The sequence below is a fragment of the Actinomyces sp. ICM47 genome (assembly GCF_905369875.1).
GTDB lineage: Bacteria > Actinomycetota > Actinomycetes > Actinomycetales > Actinomycetaceae > Pauljensenia.
The window spans coordinates 36,362-53,783 of record NZ_CAJPJE010000001.1 but is presented as its reverse complement, the minus strand read 5'-3'; the positions used below and the strand labels follow the sequence as shown (position 1 = coordinate 53,783).

The 17,422-nt window shown below is 60.8% G+C and carries 15 protein-coding genes and 1 pseudogene; 4 read left to right on the top strand and 12 right to left on the bottom strand.

The features are described 5' to 3' along the window. Positions 1–12: 12 nt before the first annotated feature. From QZ149_RS00275 to QZ149_RS00265, 3 genes are all read right to left on the bottom strand, one after another. Positions 13–1,500 carry an alpha-amylase gene (locus tag QZ149_RS00275; protein WP_291448490.1) on the bottom strand — a complete coding sequence of 496 codons (1,488 nt, stop codon included), beginning with the start codon at positions 1,498–1,500 and terminating at the stop codon, positions 13–15. A gap of 125 nt (positions 1,501–1,625) precedes the next feature. Next, positions 1,626–2,615, bottom strand: coding sequence for an EcsC family protein (locus QZ149_RS00270; RefSeq protein WP_291448487.1), 990 nt, complete (start codon positions 2,613–2,615; stop codon positions 1,626–1,628). Between the two features lie 144 nt (positions 2,616–2,759). Next, on the bottom strand, positions 2,760–3,848 hold the full coding sequence (locus tag QZ149_RS00265) for a hypothetical protein (RefSeq protein ID WP_291448484.1): 1,089 nt from the start codon (positions 3,846–3,848) through the stop codon (positions 2,760–2,762). Positions 3,849–3,993: 145 nt separating this feature from the next. Here QZ149_RS00265 and QZ149_RS00260 point away from each other — a divergent pair, with 145 nt between their 5' ends. Continuing rightward, positions 3,994–4,866: an EamA family transporter gene (locus QZ149_RS00260; RefSeq protein ID WP_291448482.1), complete on the top strand. Its 873-nt coding sequence runs from the start codon at positions 3,994–3,996 to the stop codon at positions 4,864–4,866. 204 nt (positions 4,867–5,070) lie between these two features. Next, complete coding sequence (locus tag QZ149_RS00255) at positions 5,071–6,063, top strand: Abi family protein (RefSeq protein WP_291448480.1); 993 nt, start codon at positions 5,071–5,073, stop codon at positions 6,061–6,063. 73 nt (positions 6,064–6,136) lie between these two features. Here the strand turns inward: QZ149_RS00255 and QZ149_RS00250 are convergent, their stop codons facing one another. From QZ149_RS00250 to QZ149_RS00240, 3 genes are all read right to left on the bottom strand, one after another. Further along, a complete protein-coding gene (locus QZ149_RS00250) occupies positions 6,137–6,718 on the bottom strand; it encodes a hypothetical protein (RefSeq protein WP_291448649.1) in 582 nt (193 codons plus the stop codon). Between the two features lie 364 nt (positions 6,719–7,082). Then, positions 7,083–7,964, bottom strand: a complete 882-nt coding sequence (locus QZ149_RS00245) for a DUF6318 family protein (RefSeq protein ID WP_291448477.1) — start codon at positions 7,962–7,964, stop codon at positions 7,083–7,085. Between the two features lie 261 nt (positions 7,965–8,225). After that, positions 8,226–11,153: an AAA domain-containing protein gene (locus QZ149_RS00240; RefSeq protein ID WP_291448474.1), complete on the bottom strand. Its 2,928-nt coding sequence runs from the start codon at positions 11,151–11,153 to the stop codon at positions 8,226–8,228. 303 nt (positions 11,154–11,456) lie between these two features. Here QZ149_RS00240 and QZ149_RS00235 point away from each other — a divergent pair, with 303 nt between their 5' ends. Then, positions 11,457–11,825 (top strand): hypothetical protein, encoded by a 369-nt coding sequence (locus QZ149_RS00235; RefSeq protein WP_291448472.1) that lies wholly within the window; start codon positions 11,457–11,459, stop codon positions 11,823–11,825. 240 nt (positions 11,826–12,065) lie between these two features. Continuing rightward, positions 12,066–13,268, top strand: a complete 1,203-nt coding sequence (locus tag QZ149_RS00230; RefSeq protein WP_291448470.1) for a DNA recombination protein RmuC — start codon at positions 12,066–12,068, stop codon at positions 13,266–13,268. Here QZ149_RS00230 and mcrC read toward each other — a convergent pair. The 6 genes and pseudogenes from mcrC to QZ149_RS00200 all read right to left on the bottom strand — a co-directional run bounded on the left by mcrC (position 13,240) and on the right by QZ149_RS00200 (position 17,131). Further along, positions 13,240–14,295: a 5-methylcytosine-specific restriction endonuclease system specificity protein McrC gene (gene mcrC, locus QZ149_RS00225; protein WP_291448467.1), complete on the bottom strand. Its 1,056-nt coding sequence runs from the start codon at positions 14,293–14,295 to the stop codon at positions 13,240–13,242. The genes QZ149_RS00230 and mcrC overlap by 29 nt on opposite strands. Next, positions 14,292–15,677, bottom strand: coding sequence for an AAA family ATPase (locus tag QZ149_RS00220; protein ID WP_291448464.1), 1,386 nt, complete (start codon positions 15,675–15,677; stop codon positions 14,292–14,294). Before QZ149_RS00220 ends, mcrC begins: the two co-directional genes overlap by 4 nt. Before the next feature lie 168 nt (positions 15,678–15,845). Then, positions 15,846–16,218: pseudogene (locus QZ149_RS00215) on the bottom strand (PIN domain-containing protein). Next, the gene (locus QZ149_RS00210; RefSeq protein ID WP_291448460.1) at positions 16,215–16,409 is read right to left on the bottom strand and encodes a type II toxin-antitoxin system VapB family antitoxin; all 195 of its coding nucleotides are present in this window, start codon (positions 16,407–16,409) and stop codon (positions 16,215–16,217) included. Before QZ149_RS00210 ends, QZ149_RS00215 begins: the two are co-directional and overlap by 4 nt. Positions 16,410–16,554: 145 nt before the next feature. After that, positions 16,555–16,890 (bottom strand): HigA family addiction module antitoxin, encoded by a 336-nt coding sequence (locus QZ149_RS00205; protein WP_291448457.1) that lies wholly within the window; start codon positions 16,888–16,890, stop codon positions 16,555–16,557. After that, positions 16,850–17,131 (bottom strand): type II toxin-antitoxin system RelE/ParE family toxin, encoded by a 282-nt coding sequence (locus QZ149_RS00200; RefSeq protein WP_291448455.1) that lies wholly within the window; start codon positions 17,129–17,131, stop codon positions 16,850–16,852. The genes QZ149_RS00205 and QZ149_RS00200 overlap by 41 nt, the downstream gene beginning before the upstream one ends. Positions 17,132–17,422 lie beyond the last annotated feature (291 nt).

Genomic DNA, 17,422 nt, shown 5'->3' with positions numbered 1-17,422 from the left:
GCTGCGTCACGCTCAGACGCGCGGCACGTAGACGCTCAGGCCCCCGTCACTGACGATGCCCGTCAGCGTACCGTCCTCAGCAACGAACACGGCTGGGTGGCCACCGATGAGGCACTCCCACTCCTCGCCCGCGTGGTGGGTTCCCACGTACAGGGTTTTCTCGGCGGCGCAACGGTCGGAGAGGATGACGGCGCAGCCCGTGCCGGGCACATCCGCCCGACCTTCGCGGGAGAAACCGACGACGTCCGGGTTGTCGAAGGCACTGTGCTGCGGGCCGATCGCGGCGCGGAAGCGCACGCCCATGAGGATGGGGAGCTCACGCACGGCGGGCAGGTCGCCGGTCTCGGGCGTTCCCAGGAGGTCCCCCCAGAAGACACAGGGCACCCCGGCCTCGTTCAGGAGGATCAGCGCGTAGGCGGCCGCCTTGAACCAGGAGGCCACCGTGGAGGCCAGGGACTGTCCGGGCTGCGTGTCGTGGTTTTCGACGAAGGTGACGGACAATTCCGGGATCGACGCCGTCAGCGTGTTCTCCCACAGGCTCGACAGGTCGACGTTGCCGTCCGAGACCGATGCCTGGTGGAGGTGGTAGTGCAGAGGCACGTCGAAGAGCATGGCGTTGGGAACCTCATGCAGGTAGGCCTCGAGTTCGCGCACGTCGCCACTCCAGTACTCGCCGACGGCGGGCAGCAGGCGACCCGTGGAGGTGCGCAGGTCTTCGAGCCAGCGCGCGTAGAAGTCAGATCCGACGTGTTTAACGGCGTCCAGGCGCAGCGCGTCCACGCCGGTCGTCTCCACATACCAGCGTCCCCAGCGGTCCAGCTCCTCGCTGACGCGCGGGTCCGTGACGTGCACGTCACAGCCCATCAGGTAGTCGAAGTTGCCGAACTCAGTGTCGACGGACTCGTTCCAGTGCTTGCCTTCGAAGAGCCACAGGCCCTTGCGCCGCGTCGCCTGGTCCCAGTCGATGCCGTGGAAGCACGTCCAGTCCCACGTGAAATCCGAGTAGGCGCCGCCGCGCCCCGGGAACGTGAAGCGGGTCCACGCCTCGATCATTTCGGGTTCGCCGATCACCTGATGGCGGTCCTGCTGGTTGATAGGAGTCGCGCGCACCATCTCGGTCGCGTCCGCGCCCATGCGGTGGTTGAGGACGATGTCGGCGCACACGGCGATCCCCGCCTCATGCAGGGCGTCGATGGCGGCCAGGTATTCGTTCTTCGTCCCGTACTTCGTGGGAATCGTGCCCTTCTGGTCGAATTCGCCCAGGTCGTACAGGTCGTAGACGCCGTAGCCGACGTCATTGAGACCGTAGTTTCCCTTGTAGGCGGGCAGCAGCCAGATAATCGTGACGCCCAGGTCCGCGATCGATTGCGCGTGCTGTGCCAAGTAGCGCCAGTGGCTCGCATCCGGCGCCATGTCCCACGCGAAAGCCTGCAGCATCAGGGGCCCTGCCTCTTGCGTCGAAGAATGCAGGGGCTTCTGTTTCGTGTCACTCACCCGCATATGGTGGCAGGTTGCCGGGCGTTGGGCGTCCTCGTTCGACAAACAGTGGCGAGTTAAACACACGAGGCCGTAGTCGGGCTGAGCAAGTCCGCGCGGTTCCCAGCCACGGCCTCGGGCGTGAGCGTCTACTTCCCCTTCCGCAAGCGTTGTTTCACGCCACCCGCAATCCCCGTGGCACCCTCAGCGATACCCGACACCGCGCTCTTCGCCCCGACCATCACGACCCGCGCCTTGCCTTTCATGGTTTCCTGGACCTCGTCCGCCACGAGCTGCTTGCCGCGCGCCGGGGTCGTGTCGAGGACGTGCTGCGCCCAAGCCTCGGCGTCGATGCCGGGAGGGGGCAGCTCACGCAGATGACCCTTCAGACGTGCCGACTGGGTCTGGAGCGCCATGAAGGTCAGGCCGCTCGACACGAATCCGCCAATGACAGGGACGATCTTCGAGGCCCCCTTCGTGAAGCTACTCTTCGTGATGTTGATGCCGATGACGCGCAGCGAGTACTTCACGACCGGGTACCACGTGATGCTCATGAGAGCCCGCTTGGTCACGTGCTTCTGATAGGCGGTCTTGGCGGCGATGCGCGCGAAAGCCGTCAACGACTGGGCGGCTCCACCGACCCCCAGCATGACGCCGAAAAACACCGCGAGCACGTCGAGCATTTCATCGTCCTCGTCCACGTCGGCGAGGAGGTCACGCCACCCGTACAGGTAGGCGAGCTTCTGCATGATCCGCAGAGCGTGCGCGTAGTACTGCATCAGGTCCGCGGGAATCGTGCCGAGCATCGCAAATCCTCCGGGCAGACCCGCCGCGAAGGAGAGCGCGGCCGATTTGTTCGTCTCGTAGGTGATTGTCTCGTCTGCGAGGGTGTCGAGCGCCAGCAGCGGAACGCCCGCCAGCGCGGGGCTGGTGGCCAGTGCCCGCTCGATGGCCTCCTCGCTTGCGCGCAGCTTCGTCAGTTCCTGGCGCAAGAACTCATCACGGTTAATCCGCACGCCCGGGAATCGAACAACCTTCTTCAAAAAGTCGAGTCCGTGCTGCTCCGCCGACGAGGCCTGCTCAGCGGTAATTCCACGCAGCTCGCCATCCACTCCATAGTCATTTATTTTGCCGCGCATTGCGCTCCTTCACGTCTCGCTGCCCGCCGACAGCTCACTGACATCTACGCACACTCTAGCGTGTGACCTGCCTCTCCTCATGCACGAGGCCGGGGCTGAGTTCACGGATGAGCGCGCCTCAGTCCCGGCCTCGTCTCCGAGATGCTACTTATTCCAACCGAAGAGCCCCTTGACGCCGCCAGTGATCGCGGAGGCGGCGCTCGTCGCACCTCCGGCGATGGCGGAGGCGGCGCTCGTCGCACCGTCGGCAACAACCTTTGTCGTGCTCTCCAATGCCTGCTGGGCGCTATCCAGCACGCCCGGCCCCTGGTCCTCGGGGGTCGCTTCGCTGACCGATTGCTTCCAGACCGCAGCGTCGACTCCGGGAAGCGGCAGCTCGCGCAGGTGGCCCTTCAGGCGAGTGGACTGGGACTGGAGTGACACAAAGGTCATGCCACCCGACACGATGCCTCCAATGACGGGGATAACCTTCGAGACGCCCTGCGCGAAGCTCTTCTTCGTCACATTAATGCCAATGAAACGCAGGCAATGCTTCATCACCGGGTACCACGAGGTCTTCGTGAGGGCCTGCTTAGTCACCTGCTTCTGGAACGCCGGCATCGCGACCGAGCGCGCGAACGTCGTCAGCGACTGGGCCGCGCCACCGACGCCGAGCATGACGCCGAAGAACATCGCGAGGACACCGATCGTCTCGTCATCTACCTCATCCATGTCACTGAGGAGCTCACGCCAGCCGTAGAGGTACGCGAGCTTCTGCATGATCCTGAACGCGTGCACGTAGTACTGCATCAGGTCCGCTGGGACAGTACCGAGCATCGCGAAGCCGCCGGGGATGCCCGCAGCGAAGGACATCGCCGCGGACTTGTTCGTCTCGAAGGAGATGATGCCGTCAGCAAGCTTGTCGAGATCGGTCAAGGACACACCTGCGAGCACCGGATTCGAGTCGACCGCGCTCGCGATCGCCTCGTCACTCATGTGAAGCTTGCGCAGCTCCTGACGCAGGAACTCATCCCTCGTGATGCGCACGCCACGGATACGCACGACCTTCTTGAGGAATTCAATCGCGTACTTTTCGGCCTCCGAGTCCTGCTGGGCGATCGTTTCGCGCAGCTCATCGACACCCTCGGCTACTTCGCCCGTGAGTTCTGCTTCGCCGCTCGTGTCGAGCACGATCTCCCGGCCGTCTTCTTCGAATTCACCGTTGACCCCAAGCTCGTCGATGTTTTCGCTCATCTTGTTCCTTTACATAGCGTTGTTGCCTCAACACAGAGGCGAATAGTCAACAACTATAACCTACTTTTTTCGCGATCTGACGCCCATGACACACCGTCATTTTGCTCGGGTGCAAGAACATCAGGAACGGGCCTACTCTAGTCTCATGTGGTTACTCGCCGCCTGCTTGTCCGCCCTGTTTGCGGGGCTGACGTCGGTCCTCGCGAAAGCTGGGGTGGCGACGACAAGTTCCACAGTGGCGACGGCCCTACGAACGGTCGTCGTCGCGGCAGGAGCGTGGGGCATGGCCGCCATGGTCGGATCGGCGTCATCCCTCGGCACCATCGACGGGCGGTCGCTCCTGTTTCTCATCCTGTCGGGCCTGGCCACCGGGGCCTCGTGGCTGTGCTACTTCGCGGCCCTCGCGCGGGGCGACGTATCCCGCGTGGCCCCCATCGACAAGCTGTCGACGGTCCTGGCGATCCTCCTGGCCCTGATCCTGTTGAGCGAGCCTGTGACCGCCTGGAGTGTTGTCGGGATCGTTGTAATCACGGCGGGGACCCTGCTCATGGTCGACCCCGACGACCTTTCTGGGCTGCCGCTCGCCCTGCGCTGGGGCGGAAGTTGGCTCACGTACGCGCTCGCGTCCGCGCTGTTCGCCGCGTTGACGTCGATCTTGGGCAAGGTCGGTATCTCCGGGGTCGATCCGACGCTGGGAACTGCGGTGCGCACGCTCGTCGTGCTGGCCATGGCGTGGGTGATCGTGGCATGGCAGGGGCGTATTCGCGAGGTGCGGTCGATCCCCGCGCGCGAGCTGGCCTTTATCATCGCGTCGGGTGCCGCGACATGCGCGTCGTGGTTGGCGTACTATCACGCGCTGAAAGACGGGCCCGCATCGGTCGTCGTCCCCATCGACAAGCTGTCGATTCTCGTCACCGTTGCCTTCTCGGCGGCCGTGTTTCACGAGCGTTTCACGCGGCGATACCTGGCTGGCCTCGCCCTCATGTGCGCGGGCACGGCGGCCATGGTGGTGGCGTAGGACCCGTTGCACGCAGCACCACACACCCAGCATCAATCCGCGTACACGTACTGCCTTGCCTTGACAGACACCGGGGCCTGAGTGTTACTATCGACGCACAACGTAGGCTTAGCCTGGTTCGCCGGGCCGGGTCGGGAGGGGATCGATCATTCTGGTCGCATTCCCTCCTTTTTATTACTGCGCAACTTCGAAGGTGATGAACGCATGCGCCATTACGGATTAGATGAGCAGATAAACCATCTCCGAGAATCCGGTATCACATTCAGCATCATGTCGGAGGATGATGCACGAACGTTCCTTCGAGAGAACACGTACTACTACAAGCTCAAGTCTTACAGACATAACTACCGGCGCGGCGATGACGGAAAGTTCTCCTGCGACTTCGCACATCTCGTCGAACTATCGCGAATGGACATCGCATTGAGCCGTCTGTGCCTCGACCACTGTCTGGCCATCGAACACGCGCTGAAAGTATGGCTCAACGCCCATCTCATGGAGGAGAACGATCCGGGCATGGCAGATCGAATCCTTCGAGAATCAGGGGTGAGTTGGCACGCAGAACAGACGCCAGCTCCCTCCAATCCATACGTTGAGGATTTATTGCAGCACTGCGGAACTGATCGCTCCCTATGGCATTGGTGGGAACTCGGAACGTTCGCATCCCAGGCACGCCTATACTCGTCATACTGCCACATCAAGGGACAGGAAGCACCTCTCGAACATCTCCTATTCATTGTGCGAAAGCTGCGCAACGCCGTGTCTCACGGTTCTTGCTTACTATCGAAGGTACACATTCCCGCTCCCGTACACGCGGCAGGTACAGATCAGGAAACCCCTTTCGACAATCAAGTTCTTCGTCAAGGCATGTGGCTATGCGGACGCAACCCCGCTTCCAAATCTGTTAGGAAGAGTTCACTGGGAAAGAGCTACAAAAAACTTATCGTACACAACTATTCCACCCTCCTCTACACTTATCTACGTCTGGTAAATAGCGAAGGAATGCTCGAACACTCAGTGCATGAGGTGCGGAAGCTCAATGCTCGCCTAAACAAGAACCTTGATAATTACTACGGACGTGGTCACAACATGCCGACGGAACAAAACCCTGAAATTTATCGAACGATCAAAGCATTGACCGAGATCGGCGAAGGATACTGCCAACGCGTGAACGAGCGATTCGCAGTCCTTCCCGACTGACTTGACGACGCGCCGGACCACCACGCCACAACCCACCTCATGTGGAGAGGGTACAGTTTGGATCAGCCTGTGACTAGTGGCCTTGTTTTTCTTCCCAGGTGTCGGTGTTGTTGATGACTAGGTGGGACAGGGGAAATTTGCCGGTTGTTTCCGTGGTGGTGACGAGGCCGTTGATGGTTTGTGTTTCCCCGGTGAAGGGGTTGGTGGCGGTTCCACTCCACGTGGTGGTCAGGGTGATGTCCCGGTCCTCGTGAGGGTAAGGGCCATCCAACATCGAGCGCCAGCCTTGGGATGGGGTGTAGTAGTGGCGGATCAGGTTCGGGTCGGTGTTCAAATCCATGCCCTCGGACCACACTGATCCTGTGGAGGTGGTGACCAGGTTCGGAGTTCCATCTCCCCAGTTCCATTCGTAGTTCGTGGCGGTGAGCGTGATCGTGATGTCGCGTCCCAGCAGGTTGATGACGTGTGTTTGGGTGGGGCTGGTGACCGCGACAATCGTGGGAATGAACTTATTCGTGTAGGAGACCCCCAACGGTCGCTTGTACAACCTGGCCCCGTCGGCGTGGATCACGGTGGAGGCCAGGTAGAGGATGTCGCGCGTGGTGGGTACACGCCCCGGGTCCTGATTGGGTCCACCCTCAGGATCAGGAGGCAGCTCGCACCGAACGATAGTGGCGTCATCAGAAACAATCGGACTGTTAGCCGCCTTCCCAATGAACAGTTCCTTACAACGATCTTTGTAAGAACCAGACGCAGGATCAGCCTTCACATCAGCCGTCTGTTTTGCCCTCTGAGCGTCTAATGATGGCGGAGACGTATTAGGGGCAGGATCGGGCGCCCCGGAGCGCTCCCTTTTCCATGCACTTGTATTGATACCATCAGGAGTTGCAGAAGCACAAAATCCAAAAGGATCGTTTGCACCATCCGCGCATGGCGCACTTACGTGACTTGCCACAGCAGGTTGTATATTCATGCACAATATGAGTGTAATGGCTGAAGCGCCCTGAAGCAATACTGCACTAACTTTCGACATCAAAATCGACGCCTCCATCGGTGAGGATCCAACGTCCATTCTTCCATGTCATGAATAGATCTAGATCTGCTTTGTATTTAGAGGTTCTATTAGTTATCTTCTGCCTAGTGCACGCGATTCCGTCCTCTGTTTCAATTTCAAATGCTACGCCGATGGTATTGGGTTCAACATGGAATTTCTCTACCGAGACAGGTTCAACTGCAACAATGTTCGTGATAGTGGAATTGTTTCCGAATAGCCATCCTTTAGAGTAGATGTTATTTATATTTTGAATGTAGGTTTCTCGAAAGTTCTCTCCGGGTTGCGTGATGTCTTCGAATGGTTGTGTGTCTCCGGTGTTCCATGCGTAGGTGAGTGTGTCGAGGAGGTACTCGGCTGCGAGTTCCGCGCCCCTCTCGGTGTTCTCCTTGGCTTCTTCGGGTAGTTCTGGTTTGGTGTAGGTGGATGCGGCGTGTTCGGCGGGGCGCACGAGCACGCCGTCGGGTCCGATCTGGTAGCCGCCCGACATCGCCGCATCGGTGGAACTTGACGCGAATGGTGCGGGCCTTGCTGCGGGTGTGGTGGCTGTGACGGTGGGTTTGTCTCCCCATGCGCGCCACCAACCGTTAGCGACGCCGTTGATGTAGACGGCGAAGACTGCTCCAACGACAAGCACAACGTAGGCGGCGCGCATCCCCCAATAGAACGGCTCAACGTGCAGCCAGGCCCGCACCCTGGCCTTCGCGCCCTTGGGGCGGTTGGCTGTCGTCTCGGCTCGATAATCGGCCCACCGCTGACGCAGCGTGTATTTGCGCGGCATGGATTCGCGGCGGAACTGCTCCTCGTCCTCCTCAGTGACGGGCCGCTCGGACAACGGTGGAACCATCATGTTCTCTCACCCTCCACGATGAGGTAGCTATCCTCCAGCGCACCCCCACCATCGGAAACGCGCCCTGTTAAGAACACAGGCTACGCCCAGAACCAACACAAAACACTAAGAATGCCCAGTAACCACCACGAAACGTTCTCCCACCCCATGCGCGCGCCACCACGCAACTCCGCCCCGACCTCGTCAAACGCGGATGAGCGACAACCACAGGGCAGTGAACACAGCTGTCACACATCCCACCAATCGGACACCGACCACCGATCAGAGCAGCTTGTCGAGCGCCTCTCGGATCAGGCGCTCCTCCCCCGATCCGTTCGTCGGCAAGCGCAGGACGGGAACGCCGTACGCGGCCATGATCGAGTCTTTGCGCGCGTCGCGCTGCTGCTGTTGCTCGCTGCTGCCGTGATACTGCCAGCCGTCGACTTCGATGGCGAGGACCAGGCGCCCGGTCACCCGCGAGTACACCCCGAAGTCGAGGGCGCTATCCGTGAACACGAAGGCGCGCTGCTCCTCGCTGAGGCGACGAGTGTTCGGCAGCGCGTCCCTGAGGAATACTTCGGTCTGATAGCCGAAGCGAGCGTACCTGGGTTCCGCGAGCGCCTCGCGCAAGCATTGGTCGGCAATGTTCTCGGCGGGCGAGCGCCGACGGTCAGCCCACTTGGCGCGCGAGTAACGTTCGAGCGACGCGCTGTAGGCGTTGTAGAGGACATCGAAAATGGAGACGATGTCCGACTGGACGACGGCGCTTGGGTCGTACATTTCGATGTAATCGAGCAGTGTCCTAATGTTTCGGCTCAGGCGGACGCCGCCGTGCGTGGTGACGACGATAAACCGGTCTTTGGCGCGCGACACGATGACGTTCGTCATGGCGTCAGAGTCGTAGAACTCGCACGCAGCGGCTCGGTCGTGCGCGTTGAGGACCGTGGATAGGACCACCGTTCCCGCGCCGCGTCCCTGGAATTTGTGCGCGGTCTCCGCCAGCCATCGGGCGTGCTGGCCTTCCCCGAGGTCCGCGCGGATACGCTGGCGCAGGCCGGTCGCTTGCGCCCGGAACGGGGTCACCACGCCGAGGACGAAGTCGCCGGACTCGTCCTTATCATTCGCCTCGATCCCCTCGCGGATGACCCGCATGTCTTCGAGCTGGGCGATAATCTCGATCTCTCTTTGGGAGAAGAAGCTTCCCCCGCGCGCAGGCCGCCGCGCGTGGTTTCCCGGTGCGGCGTAGACGATCGCGAGCGGATCGGGGGCATCCTCCGCCGGCACGCGCATCGGGATGAGCTGGCCGCCGTAGTACATGCGGTTGCAGAATTCGATGATTGCAGGGTGGCAGCGGTAGTGTTCCTTGAGCAGGGTGCTGGGAACTTGTTCAGATTCGGTCATACCCTTGATGGAATCGAGCAGCGATACCGAGCGCACATCAAATCGTTTCGCGGGCGGTTGCCGTTTGCTTTCGTCCCAGCCCTGGAAGATCGGCCCGATCTGCCGCGCGTCGCCGACAATGACGGCGTTGCGTGCCTTACTCAGCGCCGCCATTCCCTCCGGGAGCAGGACCTGCGACGATTCGTCGATGATGATCCAGTCGAGCAGGGTGTCCTCGGCCAGGTTGTGACGGATCGAAAAGCAGGTGGATGCGATCACCGGGTAGGTGCGCAGGAGGATGTCCGTCTGTCGGTTGAGCCACTGATTGGGGTTCAGACGGCTCGGGCGTTCGCGCTCGAAACGGTCCTGGAGGGCGGTGTCCAAAGCCTCGCGGGAACGGCGACGGTACTGCGCACTCCCCTCGACGAGGCCGTGGCGGGCCGCGCGCGCCTCTGCTTCCTCGATGCGACGGCTGAGTTCGCGTTCGCGGGTCTGATAGAAAGCGAGTTGAAGCGCCGACTGGACATCCGGGTCCTCCAGGTCGATACCCTTCAACGATCCGTAGGCGAAGTAGCGGCGTACCCGCTCGATGAAGCCCCGAGGGCTGCGCCCAGGCCTCGGCGCGCAGCGGGCGAGGGCAAGCAGGTCAGCGATGGTCTCGGAACTGCGCCGCACGACGGCCAGACGCGAAATATCCGCGATCGGGCGGCGACTTTCCTTCACTTTCTCTTCGAAGAGGAAGCGCTCACGCTGGGTCGCGGTCAGCCGTGCCCGGATCTGCGGGATGTCTCGTGCGTCCTCCCACAGGGCGACGAGCTGTCCCTCCTCGGCCCGCAGCGCAGCCTCGTTAGCACGGACGGATGCACCCGGCGAGGCAGTGGACGCCTTCTTGGCCCAGGCCTCGCGCCGCTGCTCGAGAATCCCCTCACGCTGGTGGAATTCCTTGACGCGCTCCGCTTTTCCGAGGCTGGCCACCAGGAATCCGTAGCCTTCCTCCGTCAGCTTGTCGATGACGTTGTCCACCGCGGAGTTGGCACCCGCGACGACGCCGACGGTCTTGCTCTGTGCGATGAGGGAGGCGATCAGGTTGAGGATCGTCTGTGTCTTGCCCGTGCCGGGAGGACCGTCGATGATCGAGATCTGGTGGGTGAGCGCGGCGCGAATCGCGTTGCGTTGATCAATGTTGGAGTGGAAGGGCATGATGAGATGGTCGCTCGCCCCCGTCGTCGTGGACGTCGAGCCCGCGAGGAACGCTTCGAGGGCGGACCCTCGCGGCGCTTGCGGAAGCCGCTCCCACACGTTCGCGAGAATGGCCGACGGCGCAGACGTACCCTCGCCCACCCACCGGGGATAACGCTCGCTCGTGTCCAACATCGCCCCGGCCCGTCGAGCCTGCGCACGGACTTCCTCGCGCACGTAGTCGAGGATGGAGGCGTTCTTGCGCTGCTCCGGCGTCGCGAACGACGCCCTCACCTCGTCACTTCCGTAGCGCCGAAGCGCAAGCGTGCCGTCAGCTTTCCGATACGCCAGCGTGTAGCGCGGATTACGCGGGTGACCCGCGCGGCGAAGCGTCCAGATGATCTCGACGTTATTCCAGCGCTGCCCGCACACCCGGATCTCATCGAGGGCGTCGACCTTGCGGCGCTCAACCTGGTCGTAGAGACGTACCCGATCCTCGCCGTATGGATACTGTTTGCCGTTGGTATAGGTGACCACGATGCGATTCCCGTCGCGGCGCGCCTTCGCGACTTTCCAGGTGTGATCCTGCCAGTTCGGCGTGTTCTTATCGCTAATCAGGACGTGCATCGTGCGCGGATCGACGGCTTCCATACCCCTCCCCCGTGAGTCTTACACCCAGGATAGGCGACTGATTGGACGTGGGGTCGATTGGTGGCGGCTTGTGCTGGAGCTCTGCGGACAGGCGTGGGATGCTCACTCCGCGAACAATACTATGTCGCCCACATCGATTTGACTCCATTTGACATAGATATTAGGATCTACGTTAAACGCGACGTTGACGATCCTAAGTTGACACCGGCCGCTAAGTGCCATTACACTTAGCGGCAAGTAAAGAGAATCTCCACCGAGAGGAGGGAGACAGTCTCAACAATCCGACACGAAAGGAAACAACAAATGATTGATCTTCAATTTTTTACGGACTTCCTATTCCTGGCACTCCACCTGATCCCACTTGCCGTCAACTGCGCATCAGACCTGAGCTTGTGGTTTGCCGACAGGTTCCGCGCCGAGAGCAACACATGCGAAGACGACAGGATCGAGAAGCAAACCCTAGTTTTCTACACTCCCAACCACCCACCTCTGCTGCTGTCCCCCAACAACTCACGAAGCTCACTGCCTCCGCTCACCGTGCCTCTCAGCCAGTACCTCGGACTCAACCAGGAAACAAACCACATCCACATTCACGTCCATTTAGAGAGTCCGAACAAATGGATCGACGCCCAGCACACGCGACATGGCAAGGCGATTTCATCGCGAGCGTGAGCCAGGATTCACCCCCAGGGACGACTAATGACGACTTCAAGCTGACGAGGTATCGACCTAACGGGAGCACACGTTTCATAGCGCGATCATGCCCCTCCTACAAGAGGCCACAGATCCGCATCTATGGGTTTATACACCAGGCTTAGTCTGGCATCTCAGGGACCCCCACCACTATGGTGGGGGTCCCTTGTTATAGATTCTGTGGACGCAGATGTGCATGGCCCTTCGTATCGTGCCGTTATGGGTATGTCACTTGTTTTTCTCCTGGTTGGACTGGTTGTGGGTGCTCTGCTCGGATACGTGGGGGCGGTGGCGCGCCGGGCGTCACAGCCGGGCGATGATGTGGTCGCCTTGCGCGCGCAGGTCGCCCGGTGGCAGGCGCGCGCGGAGGAACTCTCGCGTCGCGTCGAATCCGCCGAGGCTCGCTCCCAGGGCGACGCCTCTGTCCTGCAGGCGCTCGCCCCGGTTCGCGTCCAGCTTGAGCAGATGACGCAGCGCGTCGATCAGATGGAACAGACGCGGGCGCGCCAACACGGCGCCCTCGCCGAGCAGCTGCGCGAGTCCGCCCAGCGCGAGGCCGAGCTGGCCCGCACGACCGCCTCCCTGGAGGGCGCGCTACGCTCGCGCAGTGCGCGCGGCACGTGGGGCGAGGTCGAGCTGGCCCGCGTCCTCGAGGCAGCGGGGATGATGCCGCACGTCGACTTCGCGGAGCAGCGCTCGGTTGGTTCGCTCACTCAGGGACGAGGCCTGGGCGCGGAGAGTGCATCGGGTGAGCGCGGGCGTCCCGACGTGACGATTCACCTGCCTGGACAGGGTTTCCTGGCACTCGACGCGAAGGCTCCGATGGATGCGTACCTGAGGGCCTGCGGCATCGAGGAAAGCGGCGAGATGGCGGAGGCCCGCCGCCGCTCGGAGTTGGCGGCGCACGCGAAGGCCCTGCGTTCTCACGTCGAGGCGTTGGCGTCGCGCGACTATGCGCGTCTGCTCGGCTCTTCCCCCGAGATGGTCATCCTGTTCGTCCCCTCCGAGGCTGCGCTGTCGGCGGCGCTGCGCGCGGACGCATCGCTCCTGGACGACGCGATGGCACGCGGGGTGGCCCTGTGCTCCCCCGTCACGCTGCTCGCGGTTGCGCGCACGTGCGCGACGGCGTGGGCGCGCACGAACATCAACGAGCAAGCGGATCAGATCATCGCTCTGGGCCGCGACCTGTACGAGCGGCTCGGCGTCGTCGCGAGCCACATGGCGAACCTGGGCAAGAGCTTGGCGCGCAGCGTGGACTACTACAACAAGGCTGTTTCCTCCATGGAGAACCGGCTCTTGTCCCGGGCGCGCTCCGTGAGCGCCCTCGAGGCAGCGTCGAAGAAGACCATGACAGCCCCTGAGATAGAATCGGACGCTGCCCAGGTCCGCTCCTTCACGAAGCCGGAGTTGACGGACCAGTAAGCGATTCGGCGATGCCGTCCAACTGCGCGCGGATCTCCTCGAAGGGACGATCCAGGTCCAGCGTCGTCGCGCTGATTCGATTGCCACTCATGCGGTAGGTGGCGTTGGGCTGGATGTCCTCGTCGGTCGCGGCGTACAGGAGCATGCCCGACACCTCGACGCTCTTCCCCGCGCGCTCGAACGCAATCTGTTTGTTCTTCACGTACGCGAAAATCTGGTACAGGTTCCCCGAATGCACAGTCTTCTTGTTGAAGTTGCTCTGCAACGTGGAAGCGTAGTACTTCGCATCGATGATGAGCACGCGGCCGCGAGCGCTCAGCGTGATGTCGGTGCGCATGGCGGGCAGACCCTCCGAGGCCTCGTCGTCCAGCGCCCACTCAATGAAAGACGCACTGGCGCGCAGCTGCGGGTGTTCCCTGCGGTAGTACTCGAGGATGAACTTCTCGTAGAGGCGGCTCATGCGCTGCTCGTCGAAGAAATCCATCATGCGCGTGGTGCCGTCGCTTTGAGTTTGGAGCAGCCCCTTGACGACGAGCCAGCACACCGCCATGAGCATGCGGTACGTGCGATTGTTGCGGTCGTATCGCATGTTCCAGTCGACGGTGTGCAGGTCGATGTCGCGCACGTCCGCGAAGAACACCATGAGCTTCTTCAGACTCTTCTTGTGTGCTTTGGAGATATCCGAGCGCACAAGCAGCGCGACCGTCGCCTTGATGATGCGGTTCATCGTCGTGTCGACGCTGAACTCGTCGTAGGAGCACACCAGCTGGCGGCGCAGGATTGCCTGAGACTTCACGGAGTCAGTGACCTCGATTTTGCCGCGCAGGGAGGAGCGTGCCTCGGTCCGATTCACGTACTCCTGGCCGAGGCCTCGTTTGAGTTGCGCTGACACGCCCCGCTCGAGGATCGCGGCGCACAGCTCAGCCGCATTGTCAAAGTCCTCCGTGGCCACAGAACGGTAGCCCTGCTCGGTGAGCGCCGAGAAGGCGTAGGCAAGCATGTGGAAGATGTTGCGGACGCGAATCACCGCAACGACCTACGCAGCCTGTCGCTCCATTCGTGGACCTTACCGGGTTCGTCGAACCAGTATTCCTTGAGCATCGGGATGAGCTCGTAGTCCACGATCGAGGCCAGGGCCGCGTCAGTGCAGGTCTCAGGTTTCATGTTGCAGAAGTAGCTGTGTCCGATGCAGAATCCTTCGCCGAGCGACTCGTCCTCGGCGATCGCACGGTTGAGGGATTTCACTACGCGTACCAGGTCTTTGAACCTCTGATTGCCGAGGCCCTCGCAGTAATCGCAGAAGCCCACAGAGTCGAAGGCGGGGCACAGTTCAACGAAGGCGAATCGGCGGCGCAGCGCGTAGTCGAGCATCGCAAGGCTGCGGTCTGCCGTGTTCATCATGCCGATAATGTGGACGTTGCGGGGCACGTAGAAGAGCTCGCGGGAGTAGAGAAGTTGGAGTTCACTTCCGCGCTTATCGCTCTCGATGAGCATGAACAGCTCGCCGAAAATCTTGGAGAGGTTGCCGCGGTTAATCTCATCGATGATGAAGAAGTAGTCGTTCTCCTCATCCTCAGCTGCCTTCTTGCAGAAGGAATAGAACGCACCCTTCACCAGCTCAAACCCCGCGCCGGAGGGACGATACCCCTCAATGAAATCCTCGTAAGAGTAGCTCTGGTGGAACTGAACGAGCTTGACGCACGAAACATCCTTGACGCCCATCATCGAGTACGCGAGGCGCTTAGCTGCGTAGGTCTTACCCACGCCGGGCGCGCCCTGCAAGATGATGTTCTTCTTGGCGCGCAACAGACCCACAATCGCGTCGTATCGCTCACGATCCATGTAAACAGACGTCAAGAAGTCTTCAGCGGAATACTCGGGGAACACCATCGTTGCTTCCTCGATGTCAACAGAATCATCACTGTCCAGAAATGAGGTCTCAATTCGCTTAACGAGTTCCTGGTCGTAGGTAATATCGGTGAGCGTTTTCAACGCTAATGTTCTATCGATGTTCCAGTTTCCCACGTGAGTCCAGTCAACCTTGCGAATGTGTGGAAATTGCCTCCATTCCTCATCATAGACATACTCACCCGTGACCACACCACGCCCAATGATCTCGGAACGTCCCTTCTTAGCGAAGATAACATCTCCCAGCTTCATCTCGCTCACAAACTGCCAGGCGGCATGAATATCGTTCGTCTGCCTCCCGTATTCTGGGTAGGTCTCGAGCATCCGTTTTTTCACGTCTTGTTTACTGTTGCATACAGACAAATCACCGAGAGCACCCCAGCCCAGCCCCATGACTCCGCGCTCGTAGAACTCCTCCCACATGTGTGCTCCCTCGCCCGGCGCGTACAACCAGTAGCGCACGGTCTGAACGCCGTCATCCCCGAGAGCTGCTCCCTGCATTGTTACCTCCTTGAGAACCACAGCCATGAGTACTGGCTATTTGTCGTCATGGCCACACCCTACCACTCAGGTGATCGGCGACACGATTCACACTCGCACTCAACCGACAGCAAAGACGGGCCACGCTCTCGCGCGACCCGGCCACTACCTCGTCAGAGTTCTCCTGCCTCACACGAAGTCCGTCAACACACCCACGTCGCGCGCTGCCTGACGCAGACGCTTATCGCCCGTCCATAGCGCCACGCCAGGGGTTACGACAGCACTTGCCAGGAGTGCCACATCAACAGCACTGAGGCCCCTACCCCATAAGGTGCCGCTCCTCAACAAGATGCCGCACGCCTTGATCATCAACATTGCGCACGATCATCAAGCGCTCAAGTGCCTTCAGGAAGATCGATCGATTCTTGAGATTCCCCAACGCGAGTTCCGTGATGACACTCTGATGCACGCACACCTGGTCACGCTCGAGCAGATCGACCAGAACCGGCTCAATTTTCCGCAGGTGGTCGATCCAGATGTTCGTGTCAACAAGGACTCTCACGCGCGCGCTCGACTCCGAGGCGCGGCCTCCGCCGCCGGATCACTGCCGCCGAGCGCAGCGAGCTGCCGCCCGCTTTCAATGCGTACCAGAAGCTCGAGAGCGCGCCGAATCAGCGCTGCATGGTCATCTATTCCAGTGAGGGCAGCAGCGCGCGTAAACGACTCGTCGTCAACGTCAATTGTCAATCGCATAGGACCCTCCAGCACCAGGATAGGGCCGATCTTCACAATCAGGCGATGTGCTGATCAGAACCTGTCCACGCTCACACTTATTCAACGCCAAAGCCGGGCCACACCCTCGCGCGACCCGGCCACGGCCTCGTCAGACTGAGGCGGTTTAGGCGACTTCGACCGTCGTGAGCGGAACGATTCCACTCAACGTATCCCCCAGCGCATCTTCGGCGCGATCAAGCTCGTATCGCATCTGCAGGTTCATCCAGAACCCCGGGGTCGTACCGAAGTAACGAGAGAGCCGCATCGCGGTATCGGCTGTAATTCCCCGCTTCCCGTGAACGATTTCATTGATACGACGCGGCGGAACATCGATAGCGACGGCAAGCTTGTGCTGCGTAATTCCGAAGCCCTCAATGAAGTCTTCCATGAGAACTTCACCCGGGTGAATCGGAGCAATTTTAGTGGTAGTCAACGATCTCAACCCCTTCTGGACCAGCATCGCCCCACTTGAAGCAGATACGCCACTGATCATTAATTCGGATACTGTACTGCCCTGCTCTATCACCGCGCAGATGCTCGAGCCGATTGCCCGGAGGAATCCGAAGATCCTCTAGACGACACGCAGCGTCGACCTGACGCAACTTGCGCAGCGCGACGCGAGCGATGCGTGGGTCGAGGGAAGGAACAGGCTCCCTCGCAAACAACCGCTCGGTCTGACGATCCCCGAATGACTGGATCATGACGCATACAATATATCGGGACACGTTATTAACGCAAGGCGTTAAGTTGCATCGTCGTCAGGACCTCCTTTTCCGCACACTAGATGACCGGCAACAGCAAAGCCGGGCCACGCCCTCGCGCGACCCGGCCACGGCCTCGTCGTGAAGAAAATTCTCGTGACCTCGTATCACTATTTACCACTCGCCAGTGACACATCTCACTTAACGAGATCACAGCGTTTTTTCAACCAACAGGATCCGACAAACCACGGAAGAATGGTCGCGGGGAGCAAAACCAGGGCGATCAGCAGG